The sequence below is a fragment of the Streptomyces sp. NPDC059696 genome (assembly GCF_042733745.1).
Lineage (GTDB): Bacteria > Actinomycetota > Actinomycetes > Streptomycetales > Streptomycetaceae > Streptomyces.
In genome coordinates, this window is sequence record NZ_JBHWFG010000060.1 from 1 (window position 1) to 20426 (window position 20426).

A 20426-nucleotide genomic window follows, 5' to 3' on the forward strand; every position below is an offset into this window, starting at 1 on the left:
TACCCGTCGCTTTTTTCCCCCCCCCCCCTCCGTTTGGCCCCCCCCCCCGGCCCCCGGGGGCTCCCCCAAACCCCTCGACGAGTAGGCGGCGGGCTCACAGCCCGCGCGCGGACCGGGCGTACGCGACGAGTTCTGCGGTGTCCGGACCTTCCCCGGCCGGGGAGAGTCCGCCGACGGAAGGTGCCGGCGACCGGAGGGGCCGGGATTCCGCCGGACCGTGCGGCGCGGCTTCCGGGCGGCCGAGCGCCCGCGTGGTCCAGCCCGCCGACCGCCACAGTTCCAGATCGAGTGTGTTGCGGGCGTCGAGGACCGTGGGAGTGCGCACGACGGGGGCGAGCCTGGCCGGGTCGATCCGCTCGTACTGCTGCCATTCCGTCAGGTGCAGTACGAGGTCCGCGCCGTGACAGGCCTGGGAGACGTCCGCCGCGAACTCCAGCGAGGGCTGCGCGTTCTTGGCGTTGTCGATGGCGACGGGGTCGTGGACCCACACCTGGGCCCCGTCCCGCTGGATCCGGGCCGCCACGTCCAGCGCCGGTGAGTCCCTGACGTCGTCGCTGTTCGGCTTGAAGGCGGCTCCCAGGACCGCGACGTGCCGACCGGAGAAGGAGCCGCCGACGAGCTGCCGGGCGAGATCCACGGTGCGCAGCCGCTGCCGCGTGTTGATGGCGTCCACGTGGTGGAGGAAGGAAACCGCCTGATCCACGCCGAGCTCCTCCGCGCGGGCGGTGAGGGCCCGGATGTCCTTCGGAAGGCAACCGCCGCCGAACCCCAGTCCCGGACTGAGGAAACGGCGTCCGATCCGGGGGTCGCATCCCAGGGCTTCCGCCAGCGTCATGACATCGGCGCCCGTGGCGTCACATACTTCGGCCATCGCGTTGATGAAGGAAATCTTTGCCGCGAGGAAGGAATTCGCCGCCATCTTCACCAATTCCGCGGTGGCGGGGTCCGTGCTGATGAACGGGACACCGGCCCGCAGAATAGGGGCGTACAACCTGCGCATGGTCAGATCGGCGCGGCTGCTTTCGGTGCCCACCACGAGCCGGTGGGGACGGAGCGTGTCCTGCACCGCGAACCCCTCGCGCAGGAATTCGGGATTCCATGCGACGTCGACGTCGGCGGCGGGCCTGAGCGTGCGAATCCGCCGGGCGATCCGGCACGCGGTGCCCACCGGCACGGTGGACTTCCCCACGATCAGACCCCCGGGGCGCAGATGGGGAGCCAGAGCGTCCACCACGGCGTCGACACCGCGCAGATCGGCGCCGAACGAGTCCGTGCGCTGCGGGGTGCCCACGCAGATGAAGTGCACGTCACCGAATTGCGCGGCCGCGGCGGGCGAGGTGGTGAACCGGAGGCGTCCCGAGTCCAGCGTGCGAACGAGGGTCTCCTGGAAACCGGGCTCGTAGAACGGCGGCCTGCAGCCGGCCAGAGAGGCGATCTTCTCTTCGTCGACGTCGACCCCGACGACTTCGTGTCCGATGTCCGCCATACATGCGGCATGCACCGCCCCGAGATAACCGGTGCCGAAAACTGTCAGTCGCATGTGATCTCCTTGCCGAACTCGGTCCCCAGCGCTTTGCCGGCGTATTCGGCGCGACATCGGTACCGAAAAGAACCGCAACAGCGCCCGGTCCCATCGTCGCTGCCGGACCGGTGAGAACAGCACGGGTTTACGTCGTATACGTACAGCATCACCCCGGATGTGGGGAGCGGTCAAGAGGGCTTTTCCAGGTCGCCCGGAGCGCACCACCGCCGTATCCTGAGAACACGGCGAAGTGCACAACGGCGTAGTCCCGATCATGAATGCACCCATCGAGGATTACGCCCTCATCAGCGATCTGGAGACGGCCGCGATGGTCGGCCGGGACGGGTCGGTCGACTGGCTGTGCCTGCCCCGTTTCGACTCCCCGGCCTGTCTGGCGGCTCTGCTGGGCACGCGGGACAACGGACGCTGGCGCCTGGCTCCTCTGGCCGGCGGCCGGTGCACCCGTCGCTCCTACCGCGCGGACACCCTGGTCCTCGACTCCGTCTGGGAGACACCCACCGGGACGGTGCGTGTCACGGACTTCATGCCGCCGCGTGCCGACGTGCCGTGCATCGTCCGCCTGGTCGAGGGCCTGTCCGGCTCGGTGGACCTGCGCAGCGAACTGCGCCTGCGCTTCCACCAGGGCCGCGTGGTGCCCTGGGTCCGGGAGGTCGGCCACTGCACCGTGGCGGTCGCCGGCCCCGACGCCGTCTGGCTCGGCTGCGACGGCCATGTCCGCGAGCGGGACGACGAGGACGCCACCGTCCGGGACTTCACCGTGACGGCCGGGCGCCGGCTGGGCCTCACCCTGGGATGGACGCCCTCACACCGGTCCGCGCCCCCTTCACCCCTGTCCGTCCCGGCGGAGACCGCCCTGAAGGAGACCGCCGACTTCTGGCGGCGCTGGGCCGCCCGGTGCCGCTACCAGGGGCCGTGGCGGGACGCCGTGGTGCGCTCCCTGATCACCCTCAAGGCCCTCACCTACGCCCCGACGGGCGCCATCGTCGCCGCCCCCACCACCTCCCTGCCCGGCCGTATCGGCGGCGAGAGCAACTGGGACTACCGGTTCTGCTGGCTGCGCGACTCCACCCGCACCTTGTCCTGCCTGCTGCGCAGCGGCTACCGGGACGAGGCCACGGCCTGGCTGGACTGGCTGGTCCGGGCCGTCGCCGGAGACCCCGCCGATCTCCAGACCGTCTACGGCGTCAAGGGACAGCGGCTGCTGCCGGAGACCGAGGCACCCTGGCTGCCCGGCTACGAGGACTCCCGGCCCGTGCGGTTCGGCACCTCGGCGGTGAGCACCTTCCAACTGGACGTCTACGGCGAGGTCATGGACACCCTGTGGCTGTCGCTGCGCGCCGGGATCCCGATGCCCGCCCATGTGTGGGACCTGGTCGAGTCGCTCATGGGGTTCCTGCAGCGGCACTGGCGCGAACCGGACCAGGGACTGTGGCAGGAGGACGGGGAACGGCGGCAGTTCGTGCACTCCAAGGTCATGACGTGGGTGGCGGCCGACCGCGCCCTGCGCATGGGCGAACTGCTCGGACGCAACGGCTCCTCCGGCGAGTGGCAGGCCATGCGGGAGGAGGTGCACCGGCAGGTCTGCCGGGAGGGCTGGGACCCCGCCCGGCGCACCTTCGTGCAGTCCTACGGCGCGCCCGGCCTGGACGCCTCGGCGCTGCTCATCCCCCGGGTCGGGTTCCTGCCCGCCCACGACGAGAGAGTGCGCGCCACCGTGCGGGCCCTGGGCCGTCTCGGGCACGGCGGGTTCCTCCGCCGGTACGCGTCGGACGGCACCCGACCCGGGGCCCCGCACGGCACCGAGGGCACGTTCGTCTCCTGCTCCCTGTGGTACGCCGACGCCCTCGCCGCCACCGGGCACCGGCAGCAGGCCCGGGAGGCCTTCGAACGGGTCCTCGCCGTCCGCAACGACGTCGGGCTGCTGGCCGAGCAGTGGGATCCGGACACCGGCCGCCAGCTGGGCAACGCGCCCAAGGCGTTCAGCCACATCGCGCTGGTGGAGACGGCGTTCGGCCTGTCGGCGGCGTCCTCGGGCAACCGCCCGGGCCCGGGGACGGGCCGCCGCTGAAGCCGGCCCCGGCCCTCAGCCGGCCGTGCGGCCCCCGTCGTTCCGCTCCCGCAGCACCGCCTCGCCCTGCTCCACCGTCATGGGCCGGGCGAACAGGAAACCCTGTCCGTACCGGCAGCCGATGCCGGCCAGCAGGTCCCGCTGCGGCTGCTCCTCGATGCCCTCGGCGATCACCTGGAGGCCGAGTGTGTCGGCGAGTTGCACGATGCCCTCGACCAGGGCGACCTGCTGCGGATCGTGCGGAATGCCGTCGATGAACGACTTGTCGATCTTCAGTACGTCGACGGGGAAGTCCCGGAGGTAGCGCAGCGAGGAGAACCCCGTGCCGAAGTCGTCGACGGCGATGCGCACACCGCGGTCCTTCAGCGCCTGGATCTGGGCGTCGATGTGGTCGGTGCGCTGCATCAGCACCGACTCGGTGAGTTCCAGCTGCAGCGTGCCCGCGGCGAGGCCCGTGACGTCCAGAGCGGTGCACACCTCGTCCAGGAAGCCGGTGTCCCGCCACTGCCGCGTGGACACGTTGACGCTCAGGTACGGCGGTGGGTCGAGCCGCGGCGGGCGGTGCTGGAGCCGGGCGATGTCGGCGGTGGCCCTGCGCAGCACCCACGCACCCAGTGTCGAGATGTGCCCGGTCTCCTCGGCGAGCGGGATGAACTGGCCCGGTGGCACCGGATCGGGCCCCAGCTCCGGCCAGCGGGCCAGCGCCTCGAACCCCACGACCTCGCCGCCGCCGATGTCCACCACCGGCTGGTAGCGCAGGCCGAACTGCTCCGTGCTGACGGCGTGGTCGAGCCGCACCTGCAGGTCGTGCCGCTCCACCACCCGGACCCGTTGCTGCGGCCGGAACCGGCGCCAGGTGCGCTTGCCGGACGCCTTGGCCGCATAGAGGGCCAGGTCGGCGAGGGCCAGCAGTTCCCCGGCGTCCGTGCTGTCCCGGGCCGTCGCCACGCCCACACTGGCCGAGACGCTCACCGACTCCACCGCCAGGTGGAAGGGCCGGCTGAGGGTCCGGACCACGTGCGCGGCGAGCACCTCGGCGTCGGCCGGCTGCTCCGCGTCCTCCACCAGGACCGCGAACTCGTCACCGCCGAGCCGGGCGGCGGTGTCGGTGTGCCGCAGGGTCCCGGACAGGCGCTCGGCGACCGCGCACAGCAGGCGGTCACCGACCGAGTGCCCGAGCGTGTCGTTGACGATCTTGAAGTCGTCCAAGTCGATGAAAAGAAGACAGGTGGTCATGGACTCCCGGTGGCCCCTGCGCAGCGCACGCTCGGTCCGCTCCAGCAGCAGGGTGCGGTTGGGCAGGCCGGTCAAGGCGTCGTGGAAGGCCCGCTGGGTGAGCTCGTGCTCGAGCTGCCGCTGCTCGGTGACGTCCCGCAGGGTGACGACCAGACCGCCCACCGTCGGGTCCCGCCGCAGATCGCGGCAGCGCACCTCCACCTCGATGCGGGCCGTCTCGCGGCTGACCCGCCAGTAGTCGTGTGCCTCCTCCCGCCCGTCGCCGCGCAGGGTGTCGAGGGTGCCGACCACCCGGTCCCGGTCGCGGGGGTCGACCAGGTCGGGCAGTGGTGTCCCGGTGAGGCCGGCGTCGCCGAACACCGTCCGCGCGGACGGGCTGGCGTAGCGGACGGTGGTGTCGTTGTCGACGATGAGGATGACGTCCGAGGCGTTGCGCACCAGAGTCCGGAAGTACGCCTCGCTCTCCTGCCGGACGACCTCCTGCCGCAGCGCGACGCGTTCCGTGGCGAGTCCCACGTGCGAGGCGAGCAACTCGAGGGAGCCGCGCATCTCCGTGAGCTGACGCTCGGAACCGGCCGCCAGCAGCGCGCCCGGCAGCTCGCCTCCGGCCGGCCGCTCGGGACGGACCACGGGACACAGCAGTGCGGTCGGCAGGCCGCCGAGCCGGGCGGCGATCCCGGGCCCGAGCGAAGCGACCGGAACGAGGACGGTGCGGCGGCCGGCCACATCGGCGGGCCCGTCCCGTGTGCCGTCGGCGCGGCCCGGGCGGCGCGCCAGACGCGCGTACAGCTGCTGTGCCTCCGCGGCCGGCAGCACCACGGTCGCGTGCCGGCCCTGCGGCCCGAACAGTTCGGTCACCGCGTCGTCACAGGCCCTCGCGATCTCCGCCGGCCAGAACGCCCCGGCCAGGGACGCGGCCGCGGAGCGCAGCGCCAGTTCCCTGGCCATGGCCCGGCGGTGCGCGACGACCATCAGCGTGAGCCGGAGGATCACCAGCAGGAACAGCGCCCCGGAGAACACGGCCAGTACGGTCGAGTCGAAGGCCAGGCCCAGGCTCTCCCTCTGGACGAGGATCGCGGGTGGGACCAGGGTCGCGGCCGCGAGCAGCAGCAGCCGGCGCCGGGGCGGCAGCAGCGCCTCGGGCGGCGCGTCCGGTGCGGTCAGTAGGGCCATCGACGGGTGCAGCGCGGCCAGCCCCCAGGCGGTGCAGAAGGCGATGCCGCCGGCGGCCCGGAGCGCGCCCGTCTGCCCGGCGCCGTCGAGCCGGAGCGCGCCCTGGGCGACGTCGCAGCCGAGCAGGGTGAGCGTGCCCAGGACGAGCAGCCGGGCGGCGGGGTTCCTGCCGGGGGAGGGGCAGCGCGCCAGCAGCCGGACCAGCAGGGCCAGCACCAGGACGTCCCCGAGCGGAAGGGCGACGCCGACCGCCCGCTGCTGCCAGGTCAGCCCCTCCCGCAGGGCCTGCGGCTGCACCACGTAGACGCACACCGGCAGCACCAGCCCGCCGGTGATGACCAGCGCGTCGAGCAGGCCGGGCAGGTCACGGCCCGCCCAGCGGTAGCGCAGCAGACCGGCCAGGCCCAGGGCGAGCAGCGGGTAGACGGCGAGGTACCAGGCGTCCGCCGGGGACGGGAACGGGGGCGGCCCGGAGAAGTACGCCTCCTGGGCCTGGGAGAAGGTGCCGCCCACGGTGAGGGCCAGCAGTCCGGCGGCGAACAGCAGCCACGGCCGGGACCGGGGCGGGCGGTGGATCCGGGTTCCGGCCAGGACGGCCGTGACTCCCGCCAGCCCGATGAGGGCCCACGACGGCGTACGCAGGGCCGGAACCGTCGCGCAGGTCACGGTGAGGAGCGCGACGAGCGAGACGTGGAGGGCCGGCAGTCGCCGGCCCAGGACGCCTCCGCCGGTCGGCGCGGGCCGCACGGCGGCCTACTCCTTCGCCTCGGGCCGCCGCGCGGTTTCCACATAGCCCTGCGGATTGAGGCGCTGAAACCGCCAGGCGTCGCGGCACACGTCGGCGAGAGTCCTGGTGGGGCGCCAGCCCCAGGCGCGCTCCACGGCCCTCGCGTCGGCGACCAGCTCGGCGACGTCCCCGCGGCGGCGGGGCCCGATGTCGTACGGGATCTGTTTGCCGCAGGCCCCGGAGAACGTGTCGATGACGTCGAAGACCGAACTGCCCGCGCCCGCACCCAGGTTGAACACCTGCATGCCCGGCGCGTCGGCCAGGTGGTCCAGCGCGAGGCGGTGTGCCTCGACGGCATCCATGACGTGCAGGTAGTCACGGATCCCGGTGCCGTCGCGGGTCGGGTAGTCGTCGCCGTGGACGGTGAGCTTCTCGCGCCGGCCGACCGCCACCTGCGCGAGGTAGGGCAGCAGGTTCTCGGGGGTGTGGCGCGGGTCCTCGCCGAGGAGCCCGCTCGGGTGGGCCCCGGCCGGTACGGGGTAGCGCAGGCACAGCACGGTGAACTCGGGGTGGCGGCGGCACACGTCCGCGAGGATCTGCTCGCAGATCCACTTCGAGGACGCGTAGGGCGTGCCCGGCCGGACGGGCGTGGCCTCGTCGAGCGGGCCGCCGCCGGCGTCGCCGTAGAGCCAGCAGGAGGAGGGATAGACCAGCCGGTGCACCTCGTGTTCCTGCATGGTCCGCAGCAGGGCGGTGGTCCCGCCGACGTTGGTGTCGTAGTACGCGATGGGCATCCGTGTCGACAGGCTTCCGGCCTTGTGCGCGGCGAAGTGCACGACGGCGTCCACGGAGTGTCGGTCGAAGACGGCCGAGAGGGCGTGTCGGTCACGGATGTCCAGCTCGTACACGGCGCCGACGAAGCGTCCGGCGATCCGTTCGACCCGGGCGAACACGTGGGGTGTGCTGTTGGCGTAGTCGTCGACCACGATCACCTCGTAGCCGTGGTCCAGGAGTTCCACGCAGGTGTGACTGCCGATGAAACCGGCCCCGCCGGTGACCAGGACCGTCGAGGGAGCCCATGAGGATCCGGCTCCTCGAGCGGTCGGCGAGTGGTTCCTGCGGGCCATGCCTGGACTCCCGCGTCGGGTGCGGTCGAGAACCGTATGTTTACGGTGTATATGTACGACTGTGCACCCGGCCCCCGAGTGCGGTCAAGGCCGGACCAGCAACTGGAAGTCGAACGTGTACAGCGCGGCCCGGTAGAGGTGCGTTCCGTACTCGACCGGGCGCCCGGTGTCGTCGTACGCCGTGCGCTGCATCGTCAGCAGCGCCGCACCCTCCTGCTCGTCCAGGCGGGACGCCTCCCGCGCGGTCGCGGCCCGGGCGCCGACGGTCTGGCGGGCGCTGTGCAGGGTGATGCCCGCCGCACGCAGCATGCGGTAGAGGCCGGTCGCCTCCAGGCGGGCGTCGTCGAAGGCCGGAAGCCACGCCGGCAGGTAGTTGCGGAGCAGGGCCACCGGCCGGCCGTGGGTGCGGCGCAGCCGGTCCAGCACGGTCACCCCGTCGCCCTCCGGCACCCCGAGGGCCGCGGCCACGTCGCAGGCGGCCGGGACGAGTTCGTTGCGCACGACCTCCGTGGCCGGCGCCTGCCCGGCCGCCTCCAGATCGTCGTACAGACTGCTCAGTTCCAGGGGACGCCGGACCCGGCTGTGCACCACCTGCGTCCCCACCCCGCGCCGCCGGACCAGCAGCCCCTTGTCGACGAGGGACTGCAGGGCCTGGCGGACGGTGGGGCGCGACAGGCCGAGGCGCACGGACAGGTCGACCTCGTTGCCCAGGAGGTTCCCGGGGGCGAGGACCCCCCGCTCGATCGCCGCCTCCAACTGCTGCGCGAGCTGGTGGTAGAGCGGCACGGGACTGCCCCGGTCCAGGGCGAAGTCCAGCGCGCCGAGCGCCGGGGCGACCGTGGTGCGGGCCGCCCGGCCACCGGTCCTCGCCATGGATGAACCCCCCTCGGGTGTCAGGAGTTGCTCGGGAAGCCGAGGTTGATGCCGCCGTCGGACGGGTCCGGCCAGCGGGTGGTGACGACCTTGCCCTGCGTGTAGAAGGCGATGCCGTCGTTGCCGTAGACGTGCAGGTCGCCGAAGAGGGAGTCCTTCCAGCCGCCGAAGGAGTGGTAGCCGACCGGGACCGGGATCGGCACGTTGACGCCGACCATGCCCGCCTTGACCTCCAGCTGGAAGCGGCGGGCCGCGCCGCCGTCCCGGGTGAAGATCGCCGTGCCGTTGCCCCAGCGCGAGGAGTTGATCAGCTGGAGGGCCTCCTCGTAGGTCTGTGCGCGGACGACCGCCAGCACCGGGCCGAAGATCTCGTCCCGGTACGCGTCCGCCGTCAGCGGCACCCGGTCCAGCAGGGAGACACCGAGGAAGAAGCCGTCCTCATGCCCCTCCACCGTCAAGCCCGTGCCGTCCACGACGACCTCCGCGCCCTGCTCGGCTGCCGACGCCACGTACGACGCCACCTTGTCGCGGTGCTCGCGGGTGATGAGCGGGCCCATCTCGGAGGCCGGGTCATCGCCGGGGCCGATCCTCAGCTTCTTCGCGCGCTCGGCGATCTTGCCGACCAGCTCGTCGCCGATGTCACCGACGGCCACGACCACCGACACGGCCATGCACCGCTCGCCCGCCGAGCCGTAAGCGGCGTTGATCGCCTGGTCGGCGGCGAGGTCCGGATCGGCGTCGGGCAGGACCAGCATGTGGTTCTTGGCGCCGCCGAGGGCCTGCACCCGCTTGCCGTGCTCGACGGCCTTGAGCTGGATGTACTTGGCGATCGGGGTCGAGCCGACGAAGGACACCGCCTCGATGTCCGGGTGCTCCAGGAGGCGGTCCACGGCCGTCCTGTCGCCCTGCACGATGTTCAGGACGCCTTCCGGCAGACCCGCCTCGGTGGCCAGCTCGGCCAGCCGCAAGGACGCCGACGGGTCCTTCTCCGACGGCTTCAGCACGAAGGTGTTCCCGCAGGCGATCGCCAGCGGGAACATCCACATCGGCACCATCGCCGGGAAGTTGAACGGCGTGATGCCGGCGACCACGCCCAGCGGCTGGCGGATCGAGGCGACGTCGACCCGGGAGGAGACCTGGGTGGACAGCTCGCCCTTGAGCTGGACGGAGATCCCGCACGCCAGCTCCACGATCTCCATGCCGCGCGCGACCTCGCCGAGCGCGTCGGAGTGCACCTTGCCGTGCTCGGCGGTGATCAGCTCGGCGATCTCGTCGCGGTGGGCGTCGAGCAGTTCGCGGTACTTGAACAGGATCGCCGTGCGCTTGGCGAGGGAGGACTCACCCCAGGTCGCGAAGGCGGCCTTGGCGGAGGCGACCGCGGCGTCGACCTCGTCGACGGAGGCGAACCCGACCTGCTTCTCCTGGGCGCCGGTCGCCGGGTTGTAGACGGGGCCGAACCGGCCCGAGGTGCTCTCGACGGGCTTGCCGTCGATCCAGTGGGTGAGGGTCTTCATGGTGCGCAAGGGCCTTTCGCGGAGCGGGGGTTCAGGGGAGTTCACAGGTGGCGGCGGCGGTCCGCGACCTGCCGGTCGTAACGCTCGCGGGCCTCGACCGCGGCCGCGCGGGAGGCGGTCTCCGCCACCGGCACGTCCCACCAGGCCTCGGCCGGGGGAGCGGTCGGAGCCGGATCGGTCTCGACGTACACGCACGTCGGGCGGTCGCAGGCGCGGGCCGCGGCGAGTGCCTCGCGCAGCTCGCGCACGGTCTTCGCGCGCAGCACCTCCATGCCGAGGCTGGCGGCGTTGGCGGCGAGGTCGACGGGCAGCGGGGCGCCGGTGAAGGTGCCGTCGGCGGCCCGGAAGCGGTAGGCGGTGCCGAAGCGTTCGCCGCCGGTCTCCTCCGACAGACCGCCGATGGAGGCGTAGCCGTGGTTCTGGATCAGGACGATGGTGACCGGCAGACCCTCCTGGACCGCCGTCACGATCTCCGTCGGCATCATGAGGTAGGTGCCGTCGCCGACCAGCGCCCACACGGGAGTGCCGGGGGCGGCCTGCTGGACGCCGATGCCGGCCGGGATCTCGTAGCCCATGCAGGAGTAGCCGTACTCCAGGTGGTACTGGCGCGGGCTGCGCGAACGCCACAGCTTGTGCAGGTCACCGGGGAGTGAGCCGGCCGCGTTGATCACCACGTCGTCGTCTCCGACGGTCGCGTCCAGCGCGCCGAGCACCTGCGTCTGGGTGGGGACGGCGTTCTCGTCGGCGGCGCGGTAGGCGGCCTCGACGACCTCGTCCCAGCGGTCCTTGCCGGCGCGGTACTCCGCCTCGTACGCCTCGGACACCCGGTGTCCGGCCAGCTCCTCGGCCAGCCTCTCCAGACCGGACCGCGCGTCGCACACCAGGGTCCGCGCGGCCAGCTTGTGGGCGTCGAAGGCGGTGATGTTGAGGTTGAGGAACCGCACGTCCGGGTTGCGGAAGAGCGTGCCGGAGGCGGTGGTGAAATCGGTGTAGCGGGTGCCGACGCCGATCACCAGGTCGGCGGTGCGGGCGAGCGCGTCGCTGACCGCGGTGCCGGTGTGGCCGATGCCGCCGAGGTCGGCGGGGTGGTCGTGCCGCAGGGAGCCCTTGCCGGCCTGGGTGGAGGCGACCGGGATGCCCGTGGCCTCGACGAACGCCTTCAGCGCCTGCTCGGCCTCGCTGTGGTGGACGCCGCCGCCCGCCACGATCAGCGGCCGCTCGGCCGACCTGATCGCCTCGACGGCCGCCGCCAGCTCCACCGGGTCCGGCGCGGGACGCCGTACGGACCAGACGCGCTCGGCGAAGAACTCCTCCGGCCAGTCGTACGCCTCCGCCTGCACGTCCTGCGGCAGGGCGAGGGTGACGGCGCCGGTCTCGGCCGGGTCGGCCAGCACCCGCATCGCCTGGAGCGCCGAGGGGATCAGCGCCTCGGGGCGGGTGATCCGGTCGAAGTACCGCGACACCGGGCGCAGCGTGTCGTTGACCGACACGTCGGCCTCGACGGGGTGTTCCAGCTGCTGCAGCAGCGGATCGGGGGCGTGCGAGGCGAAGTAGTCGCCGGGCAGGAGCAGGACGGGCAGCCGGTTGATCGTCGCCAGGGCGGCGCCGGTGACCAGGTTGGTGGCGCCCGGGCCGATCGAGGTCGTCACCGCCTGCGCGGACAGGCGGTTCAGGTGGCGGGCGTATCCGACGGCCGCGTGCACCATGGACTGCTCGTTGCGGCCCTGGTGGAACGGCATCACATCGGCGTACTCGACCAGCGCCTGGCCGACGCCGGCAACGTTGCCATGGCCGAAGATGCCCCAGGTCCCGGCGATCAGCCGGCGGCGGACGCCGTCCCGCTCGGTGTACTGGGCGGACAGGAACCGCACCAGTGCCTGGGCGGTCGTCAGTCGGCGGGTGGGGGCGCTCATACGGAGGTCTCCGGGGCGGTGTAGAGGGGGAGCCGGGGGTCGACCGGCTGGTCCGGCCAGGTGTCGCGGACCCAGGCGTGGTCGGGGTGGTCGCAGATCCGCCAGGCGCGCTCGGCCTCCGGGCCCGCCATGACGTTCAGGTAGTACATGTGGTGGCCGGGCGTGGCCATCGACGGCCCGTGCCAGCCGTCCGGGATGAGGACGACGTCGCCGTCGCGCACCTCCGCGAGCACGTCGGTGTCCCGGCCCGGGCCGGAGGGGGAGACGCGCTGGTAGCCGAGGCCGGGGATGCCGTCGTGGCCGGCGAACTCGAAGTAGTAGATCTCCTCCAGCACGGACTCCTCGCCGGGCCGGTGCTCGTCGTGCTTGTGCGGCGGGAACGACGACCAGTTGCCGCCCGGGGTGATCACCTCGACCGCGATGAGCTTGTCGCACTCGAAGACCCCGGCGGCGCCGAAGTTGTTGACCTGCCGGGAACAGGTGCCGGTGCCCCGCAGCTCGACGGGCACCTCCGACGCCGGCCCGTAGCGGGCGGGCAGCCGTCGGGTGCAGCGGGCTCCGGTCAGCGCGAACCGGCCACCGCCGGCCGACGTCACGGTCGCGCGGGCGTCGCGCGGCACGTACGCGAAGTCGCTGACGCCGCTGAACACATCGGCGCGGCCCCGGAGTTCGAAGGTGTCCTGGCCGAAGTCGTCCGCGGCGGCGACGGTGCAGCCGCCGCTCAGCGGGACCACGATCCATTCGCTGTCCCCGGTGTCGAAGGAGTGCGCGCCGCCGGGCGGCAGCTCCAGGACCCGCAGGCTGGAGTGGCCCCAGCCGGCCTTCTCGGGCGTGACGTCGACGGCGTAGGGGCCGCCGAGGGCCTTGCCGGCGGGAAGGTGGTACGTCATTGCGTCCTCCGGATCACAGCAGACCGACGGCCGTGTCCACGGCCTCTTCCACGCTGCCCCCGGCCGGGTAGAGCAGCGACCGTCCGACCACCATGCCCTGGACGGTGGGCAGCCGCAGGGCCTTGCGCCAGCGTTCGTAGGCGCCTTCCTGGTCCTCGCCCACCTCGCCGCCGAGCAGGACGACGGGCAGTGTCGAGGTCTGGAGGACCTCGGCCATGTCGTCCGGGTCGTCGGTGACGGGCAGCTTCAGCCAGGTGTAGGCGGAGGTGCCGCCCAGTCCCGAGGCGATCGCGACGGACCGGGTGACGGCCTCGGCGGACAGGTCGTTGCGGACCCTGCCGTCGACCCGCCGCGAGATGAACGGCTCGACGAAGAGAGGGAGCCCGCGGGCCGCCATGGCGTCGATCGCCCGCGCGGTGGACTCCAGCGTGGTCAGCGAGCCCGGGTCGTCGTAGTCGATGCGGAGCAGGAGCTTGCCGGCGTCGAAGCGGAGGCGGTCGATGTCCTCGGCGCGGTGGCCGGTGAAGCGGTCGTCCATCTCGAAGGAGGCCCCGGCGAGTCCGCCGCGGTTCATCGAGCCCATGACGACCTTGTTCTCCAGCACCCCGAGCAGGAGCAGGTCCTCCAGGATGTCGGCGGTGGCGAGCACCCCGTCCACGCCGGGCCGCGACAGCGCGGTGCACAGCCGCTCCAGCAGGTCCGCGCGGTCGGCCATGGCCAGCCGCCGGTCGCCGACCCCGAGGGCGCCGCGCGCCGGGTGGTCGGCGGCCACGATCATCAGCCGGCCGCTGTCGCCGATCAGCGGGCGCCGCACCCTGCGGGCGGCCGCTTGCGCGACCGCCTCGGGGTCGCGGGCTCTGACCGTGGTGAGGTCGGGGATGCCGATGTTCAAGGAAGACTCCGTTTCAGTGGCTCGTGCTCGGCGACGGCATCAGTGGCTCGTGCGCGGCGACGGCATCAATGGCTCGTGCGCGGCGACGGCATCAATGGCTCGTGCTCGGCGACGGCACCCCGGCGAGGAGTCTCTCGACCTCCAGGGCGGTGGGCATCGCGGACGAGCAGGCGAGGCGGGAGGCGACGAGGGCACCGGCGGCGTTGGCGTGGCGCATGGACTTCTCCAGGTCCCAGCCGGCCAGCAGTCCGTGGCAGAGCGAGCCGCCGAAGGCGTCCCCGGCGCCCAGGCCGTTGACCACCTCGACCGGCACCGGCGGGACCTCGGCCCGGGTGCCGTCGCGGTGCACGGCGAGCACTCCCTTGGGGCCCTGCTTGACGACGGCCAGCTCCACACCGGCGGCCAGCAGCGCGTCCGCGCAGGCCTGCGGCTCGCGCACGCCGGTGGCGATCTCGCACTCCTCCAGGTTGCCGACCGCGACCGTGGCGTGCCGCAGGGCCTCGCGGTAGTACGGGCGGGCCTCCTCGGGATCGCGCCAGAACATCGGGCGCCAGTCGAGGTCGAAGACGGTGGTGCCGGACTTGTCGCGGGCCTTGAGGGCGGCGAGCGTGGCGGAGCGGCTCGGCTCCTCGCTCAGGCCGGTGCCGGTGATCCAGAAGATCCGGGCGTCGCGGATGGCGAAGAAGTCCAGCTCGTCGGTGTGGATCTCCAGGTCCGGCGCCTTGGGCCGGCGGTAGAAGTACAGCGGGAAGTCGTCCGGCGGGAAGATCTCGCAGAACGTGACCGGCGTCGGATACGCGCCGACCGGGGTGACCCAGCGGTCGTCGACGCCGAAGCCCTTCAGCTCCTCGTGAAGGTACGTGCCGAACGGGTCGTCACCGGTGCGCGTGATCACCGCCGTGCGGCGTCCGAGGCGGGCGGCGGCGACCGCCACGTTGGCCGCGGAACCCCCCAGGAACTTCCCGAACGTCTCCACTTTCTCCAGGGGGACGCCGGTCTGCAGGGGGTAGAGGTCGACCCCGATGCGGCCCATCGTGATCACATCGAAATACTGGGCTGGCTCGGCCATGCGCGACCTCCTCGGGAAGCTGGGGATGCGGGCCCTGGGGCGCCCTGACACCGTGGGGGCGTGGTTCCACGGGACCTGCCGGCTCCCAGGTGTAGGTCTCCGAGGGTGGCGCTGTCAATAGTTTGTACTTACATTCGGACCTGCTCGTGAAATGATGTCTTAACAAAGTATTGACAGCGGGCGCGGCAGGGACTTGTATCCCGTGCCATCGCAACAGTCGGTTTGCGGCATCATGATCCGGACTCCGTAAGGCTCCGGGACCACGGATCCCTTCGTGATCCCTTCCTTTCCCCGCAGTAGCACAGTGAGGTGCCAGGAAAGATGGACCGCTCTTCCCACCCCCGCTCTCGCAGGCTCGCGCCCGTCGTCGCCGTCGCCGCGGCAGCGGCCCTGACCCTCGCCGGCTGCTCCAGCAGTTCCGGGGGCAAGAAGTCCGAGGAAGGCGCCGCGAACGCCTCGGCCGGCAAGGCGACCACGCCGCGCATGACCGTCGCCCTCGTCACCCACCAGGCGCCCGGCGACACCTTCTGGGACACCGTCCGCAAGGGCGCCGAGGCCGCCGCCGCCAAGGACAACATCAAGCTGATCTACTCCGCCGACCCGAACGCGGGCAACCAGGCCAACCTGGTCCAGACCGCGATCGACCAGAAAGTCGACGGCATCGCGGTCACCCTCGCCAAGCCGGACGCCATGAAGGCCGTCATAGGCAAGGCCGAGAAGTCCGGCATACCCGTCGTCGGCCTCAACTCCGGTCTGAGCGACTGGAAGCAGTTCAACATGCTGGAGTTCTTCGGCCAGGACGAGTCCGTCGCGGGCGAGGCCTTCGGCAAGAAGCTCAACGAGGTCGGTGCCAAGCACGCCCTCTGTGTCATCCAGGAGCAGGGCAACGTCGGTCTGACCCAGCGCTGCGACGGCGTGGAGAAGACGTTCGACGGCAAGCTCGACGTCCAGAACGTCAACGGCACGGACAAGCCGTCGGTGAAGTCGACGCTCACCGCCAAGCTGAAGCAGGACTCCTCCATCGACTACGTCGTCACGCTCGGGGCCCCGTTCGCGCTGACCGCGGTGCAGTCGGTCGGTGACGCCGGCAGCAAGGCGAAGGTCGCGACCTTCGACCTCAACAAGGAACTCATCAAGGCCGTCAAGGACGGCGACATCCAGTTCGCGGTGGACCAGCAGCCCTACCTCCAGGGCTACCTGGCCGTCGACGGCCTGTGGCTCTACAAGAACAACGGCAACTACAGCGGTGGCGGTGAGCAGCCCGTGCTGACCGGCCCGGCCTTCGTCGACAAGTCCAACGTCGACAAGATCGGGGAGTTCGCCGCGAAGGGCACCCGGTGATGAGCATGACCCAGAAGGCTGCGCCGGCGGTGACCACGCCGCCGGCCTCCGGCCCGGGGAACGAGAAGGACGGGCGGACCCAGCAGCGTCCCCTGACGCTGAGACTGCTCGCCCGGCCCGAGGTGGGCGTCTTCCTCGGCGCCCTGGCCATTCTGGTCTTCTTCCTGATCATGGCGCCGACCTTGCGCCAGGGCAGTTCGATGTCGACGGTCCTCTACCAGTCGTCGACCATCGGGATCATGGTCCTGCCGGTGGCGCTGCTGATGATCGGCGGCGAGTTCGACCTGTCCTCCGGCGTCGCGCCGGTCACCTCGGCGCTGACGGCGAGCATGACCGCCTTCGAGCTGACCCTGAACGTCTGGGTCGGCGTGATCGTGGCCTTGGTGGTGTCGCTCGCGATCGGCTTCTTCAACGGGTGGCTGCTGGTGAAGACCGGGCTGCCGAGCTTCTTGGTCACCCTGGGCACGTTCATGGGCCTGCAGGGTGTGAACCTGGCGGTGACCAAGCTGGTCACGGGCAACGTCGCCACGGACGACATCAGCGACATGGACGGCTTCGACCAGGCCAAGGCGGTGTTCGCCTCGTCCTTCGACGTCGGCGGAGTCAACGTCAAGATCACTGTCGTGTGGTGGCTGGTCTTCGCGGCGCTGGCCACGTGGGTCCTGCTGCGCACCAAGTACGGCAACTGGATCTTCGCGGTCGGCGGCAACAAGGACAGCGCCCGCGCGGTCGGCGTCCCGGTGAACTTCACCAAGATCTCGCTGTTCGTGCTGGTCGGTTTCGGCGCCTGGTTCGTCGGCATGCACAACCTGTTCCAGTACAACACGGTGCAGTCCGGTGAGGGCGTCGGCAACGAGCTGATCTACATCGCCGCGGCGGTGGTCGGCGGCTGTCTGCTGACCGGCGGTTACGGCACGATCATCGGCCCGGTCTTCGGCGCGTTCATGTTCGGCCTGGTCCAGTTGGGCATCGTCTACGCCACCTGGAACCCCGACTGGTTCAAGACCTTCCTCGGCGTGATGCTCGTAGGCGCCACCCTCGTCAATCTGTGGGTCCGCAAGCAAGCGACCCGGAGGTGATCGGAATGACAAGCAACTCCACCGGCACCCACGTCGCCGCTGTGCAGGACACCCCGCCCGCGGACGAGCGTCCCGTGATCGAGCTGAAGGCAGCGGGCAAGTCCTACGGCAACATCCGCGCCCTGCACGGCGTGAGCCTGGAGGTCCACCCCGGGAAGGTGACCTGCGTCCTCGGTGACAACGGCGCCGGCAAATCCACCCTCATCAAGATCATCTCGGGTCTGCACCAGCACACCGAGGGCGAGTTCCTCGTCGACGGCGAACCGGTGCGCTTCTCCACCCCGCGCGAGGCCCTCGACAAGGGCATCGCCACCGTCTACCAGGACCTCGCCGTCGTCCCGCTGATGCCGGTGTGGCGCAACTTCTTCCTCGGCTCCGAGATGACCAAGGGCCCCTGGCCGCTGCGCCGTCTCGACATCGAGCAGATGAAGAAGACCGCGGACGAAGAGCTGCGCAACATGGGCATCGTCCTGGACGACATGGAGCAGCCGATCGGAACGCTCTCCGGCGGCCAGCGCCAGTGCGTCGCCATCGCCCGCGCCGTCTACTTCGGCGCCCGCGTGCTCATCCTGGACGAGCCGACCGCCGCCCTCGGCGTCAAGCAGTCCGGCGTGGTGCTGAAGTACATCGCCGCCGCCCGGGAGAAGGGCCTCGGCGTCATCTTCATCACTCACAACCCGCACCACGCCTACATGGTCGGCGACCACTTCAGCGTGCTGCGCCTGGGCACCATGGAACTCTCCGCCTCCCGCAGCGAGGTCAGCCTCGAAGAGCTGACCAACCACATGGCCGGCGGCACCGAATTGGCGTCCCTCAAGCACGAGTTGGCTCAGGTCCGCGGCGTCGACGTCGAAGAGCTCCCTGAAGAGGGGGCCATCACCGCCCCCGCAGCCACGTCCTCGGAAGGAAAGGCCTGACATGGCCCACGCGCTCGACCGCATCCGGGTCGGCTCCGCCCCCGACTCCTGGGGCGTCTGGTTCCCCGACGACCCCCAGCAGGTGCCCTGGGAACGCTTCCTCGACGAGGTCGCCGAGGCCGGCTACTCCTGGATAGAACTCGGCCCGTACGGCTACCTGCCGACCGACCCGGCCCGGCTCACCGACGAGGTGACCCAGCGGAACCTGAAGGTCTCCGCCGGCACCATCTTCTGCGGACTGCACCGCGGCCCCTCCGAGTGGGACTCCACCTGGGAGCAGGTCAGCCGGGTCGCCGCCCTCACCCAGGCCATGGACGCGGGGCACCTCGTCGTCATCCCGTCCTTCTGGCGCGACGACAAGACCGCCGAGATCCTGGAGGCGCCGGAGCTCACCACCGAGCAGTGGCGCAACCTCACCACCGGCATGGAGCGCCTGGGCCGCGAGGTGAAGGACCGGTACGGCCTGGACATCGTCGTCCACCCGCACGCCGACACCCACATCGACACCGAGGAGCACGTCGAGCGGTTCCTCGACTCCACCGACTCCGACGCCGTCAACCTCTGCCTGGACACCGGGCACTACGCCTATTGCGGCGGTGACAGCGTCAAGCTGATCGAGACGTACGGCGAGCGCATCGGCTATCTGCACCTCAAGCAGGTCGACCCGGAGATCCTCGCCGACGTCGTCAAGAACGAGGTCCCGTTCGGCCCCGCCGTCGCGCGCGGCGTCATGTGCGAACCGCCCGCGGGCGTCCCCGAGTTGGGCCCGGTCCTCACAGCGGCCCAGAAGCTGGGCGTGGACCTCTTCGCCATCGTCGAGCAGGACATGTACCCCTGCGAGCCGGACAAGCCGCTGCCGATCGCGGTGCGCACCCGCAAGTTCCTGAGGTCCTGCGGGGCCTGACGACCCGAAAGGACGGCCATGACGGAGCGTGCCCCTCTGGGAGTCGCGGTCATCGGTACCGGAAGGATGGGCGCCGACCATGTGCGCCGCATCCACGAAGTCACCAGCGGAGCACGGGTGGCGGCCGTCGTGGACGTCGACGCGGAGCGCGCGAAGGCCGTCGCCGCCCGTGTCGACGGCTGCACCGCCCACACCGACCCGGCGGCAGCGATGGCCGCGTCCGACGTCGACGCCGTCCTGATCGCCTCCCCGGGCCCGGCCCACGAGGCAGCCCTCCTCACCGCCTTCGAGCACGATCTGCCCGTCCTGTGCGAGAAGCCGCTCACCCCCGACGCGGCCTCCGCCCTGCGCGTCCTCGAAGCCGAACAGCGACTCGGCCACCGCCGCGTCCAGGTCGGCTTCATGCGTCGCTACGACCCCGAGTACGCCAAGCTGAAAGCCCTGCTGACGACGGGTCAGCTGGGCCGCCCGCTCATGCTGCACAACCGCCACCGCAACGTCGCCAGCCCGCCCTTCTTCACCAGCTCCATGCTGATCAGCGACTCCGTCGCCCACGAGGCCGACGCCAGCCGCTGGCTGCTGGGCCACGAGATCACCGCCGTCACGGTGCTGCGCCCCACCCCCTCGGCCAGCGCCCCGGACGCCTTGCAGGACCCCCAGTTCGTCGTCTTCGAGACCGACGGCGGCGCCCTCAGCGACGTCGAGATCTTCGTCAACTGCGGCTTCGGCTACCAGGTCCAGGCCGAGGTGGTGTGCGAACGAGGCACCGCCCGCATCGGCGACGGCCACGCCCTGGTCACCAACATGGCCGGCCGCTGGGGCGGCACCATCGCCCAGGACTTCACCGAACGCTTCGAGACGGCCTACGACCGCGAGATCCAGAGCTGGATCGACGCCACCCGCCGCGGCGAGGTCACCGGCCCGAGCAGCTGGGACGGCTACGCCGCGGCGGCGGTGTGCGAAGCGGGGGTGCGGGCTCTGGAGGACGGCGGCCGTGTGGAGGTCGCGTTGGTGGAGAAGCCCGCCCTGTACCGGTGACATGCAAACGACGTGCCCCCCCCACACCCTGCCGGGGCGGCCCGTCCGCAAACAACGTGGTGTGCGCCCCCCCCCGCGCGGCGTTAAAACCACACCACATATTTCAGGCGGTGCCCAGGTTA

The 20426-nt window shown here is 71.4% G+C and carries 15 protein-coding genes; 6 read left to right on the forward strand and 9 right to left on the reverse strand.

Annotated elements, in window-relative coordinates:
- Positions 1–94: 94 nt before the first annotated feature.
- A complete protein-coding gene (locus ACFV20_RS35635) occupies positions 95–1540 on the reverse strand; it encodes a UDP-glucose dehydrogenase family protein (protein ID WP_385665058.1) in 1446 nt (481 codons plus the stop codon).
- A 256-nt stretch (positions 1541–1796) separates the two neighbouring features.
- On the opposite strand from ACFV20_RS35635, the gene ACFV20_RS35640 reads away from it, so the two are divergent.
- Positions 1797–3611: a glycoside hydrolase family 15 protein gene (locus ACFV20_RS35640; protein WP_385665061.1), complete on the forward strand. Its 1815-nt coding sequence runs from the start codon at positions 1797–1799 to the stop codon at positions 3609–3611.
- Positions 3612–3626: 15 nt separating this feature from the next.
- Here ACFV20_RS35640 and ACFV20_RS35645 read toward each other — a convergent pair whose 3' ends face one another.
- The 8 genes from ACFV20_RS35645 to iolC all read right to left on the reverse strand — a co-directional run bounded on the left by ACFV20_RS35645 (position 3627) and on the right by iolC (position 15025).
- On the reverse strand, positions 3627–6767 hold the full coding sequence (locus tag ACFV20_RS35645; RefSeq protein ID WP_385665064.1) for a putative bifunctional diguanylate cyclase/phosphodiesterase: 3141 nt from the start codon (positions 6765–6767) through the stop codon (positions 3627–3629).
- Positions 6768–6773: 6 nt separating this feature from the next.
- Positions 6774–7874 carry a UDP-glucose 4-epimerase GalE gene (gene galE / locus ACFV20_RS35650; RefSeq protein WP_385665067.1) on the reverse strand — a complete coding sequence of 367 codons (1101 nt, stop codon included), beginning with the start codon at positions 7872–7874 and terminating at the stop codon, positions 6774–6776.
- Between the two features lie 84 nt (positions 7875–7958).
- Positions 7959–8747 (reverse strand): GntR family transcriptional regulator, encoded by a 789-nt coding sequence (locus ACFV20_RS35655; protein WP_385665070.1) that lies wholly within the window; start codon positions 8745–8747, stop codon positions 7959–7961.
- Positions 8748–8767: 20 nt separating this feature from the next.
- Positions 8768–10261: a CoA-acylating methylmalonate-semialdehyde dehydrogenase gene (locus ACFV20_RS35660; protein ID WP_385665072.1), complete on the reverse strand. Its 1494-nt coding sequence runs from the start codon at positions 10259–10261 to the stop codon at positions 8768–8770.
- 41 nt (positions 10262–10302) lie between these two features.
- Positions 10303–12174 (reverse strand): 3D-(3,5/4)-trihydroxycyclohexane-1,2-dione acylhydrolase (decyclizing), encoded by a 1872-nt coding sequence (gene iolD, locus ACFV20_RS35665; protein ID WP_385665075.1) that lies wholly within the window; start codon positions 12172–12174, stop codon positions 10303–10305.
- On the reverse strand, positions 12171–13064 hold the full coding sequence (gene iolB / locus ACFV20_RS35670) for a 5-deoxy-glucuronate isomerase (protein WP_385665078.1): 894 nt from the start codon (positions 13062–13064) through the stop codon (positions 12171–12173). Before iolB ends, iolD begins: the two co-directional genes overlap by 4 nt.
- 13 nt (positions 13065–13077) lie before the next feature.
- Positions 13078–13956 carry a deoxyribose-phosphate aldolase gene (locus ACFV20_RS35675; protein WP_385665081.1) on the reverse strand — a complete coding sequence of 293 codons (879 nt, stop codon included), beginning with the start codon at positions 13954–13956 and terminating at the stop codon, positions 13078–13080.
- Positions 13957–14047: 91 nt separating this feature from the next.
- A complete protein-coding gene (iolC, locus tag ACFV20_RS35680; RefSeq protein WP_385665084.1) occupies positions 14048–15025 on the reverse strand; it encodes a 5-dehydro-2-deoxygluconokinase in 978 nt (325 codons plus the stop codon).
- A 321-nt stretch (positions 15026–15346) separates the two neighbouring features.
- Here iolC and ACFV20_RS35685 point away from each other — a divergent pair, with 321 nt between their 5' ends.
- From ACFV20_RS35685 to ACFV20_RS35705, 5 genes are read left to right on the forward strand one after another with little or no spacing between them, the layout of a single operon-like run.
- Positions 15347–16366 (forward strand): sugar ABC transporter substrate-binding protein, encoded by a 1020-nt coding sequence (locus ACFV20_RS35685; protein ID WP_385665087.1) that lies wholly within the window; start codon positions 15347–15349, stop codon positions 16364–16366.
- The gene (locus tag ACFV20_RS35690; RefSeq protein WP_385665090.1) at positions 16366–17445 is read left to right on the forward strand and encodes an ABC transporter permease; all 1080 of its coding nucleotides are present in this window, start codon (positions 16366–16368) and stop codon (positions 17443–17445) included. The genes ACFV20_RS35685 and ACFV20_RS35690 overlap by 1 nt, the downstream gene beginning before the upstream one ends.
- A 5-nt stretch (positions 17446–17450) precedes the next feature.
- Positions 17451–18362 carry an ATP-binding cassette domain-containing protein gene (locus tag ACFV20_RS35695; protein WP_385665093.1) on the forward strand — a complete coding sequence of 304 codons (912 nt, stop codon included), beginning with the start codon at positions 17451–17453 and terminating at the stop codon, positions 18360–18362.
- A gap of 1 nt (position 18363) precedes the next feature.
- Positions 18364–19266, forward strand: a complete 903-nt coding sequence (locus ACFV20_RS35700; RefSeq protein ID WP_385665095.1) for a sugar phosphate isomerase/epimerase family protein — start codon at positions 18364–18366, stop codon at positions 19264–19266.
- 18 nt (positions 19267–19284) lie between these two features.
- The gene (locus ACFV20_RS35705; protein ID WP_385665098.1) at positions 19285–20304 is read left to right on the forward strand and encodes a Gfo/Idh/MocA family protein; all 1020 of its coding nucleotides are present in this window, start codon (positions 19285–19287) and stop codon (positions 20302–20304) included.
- Positions 20305–20426 lie beyond the last annotated feature (122 nt).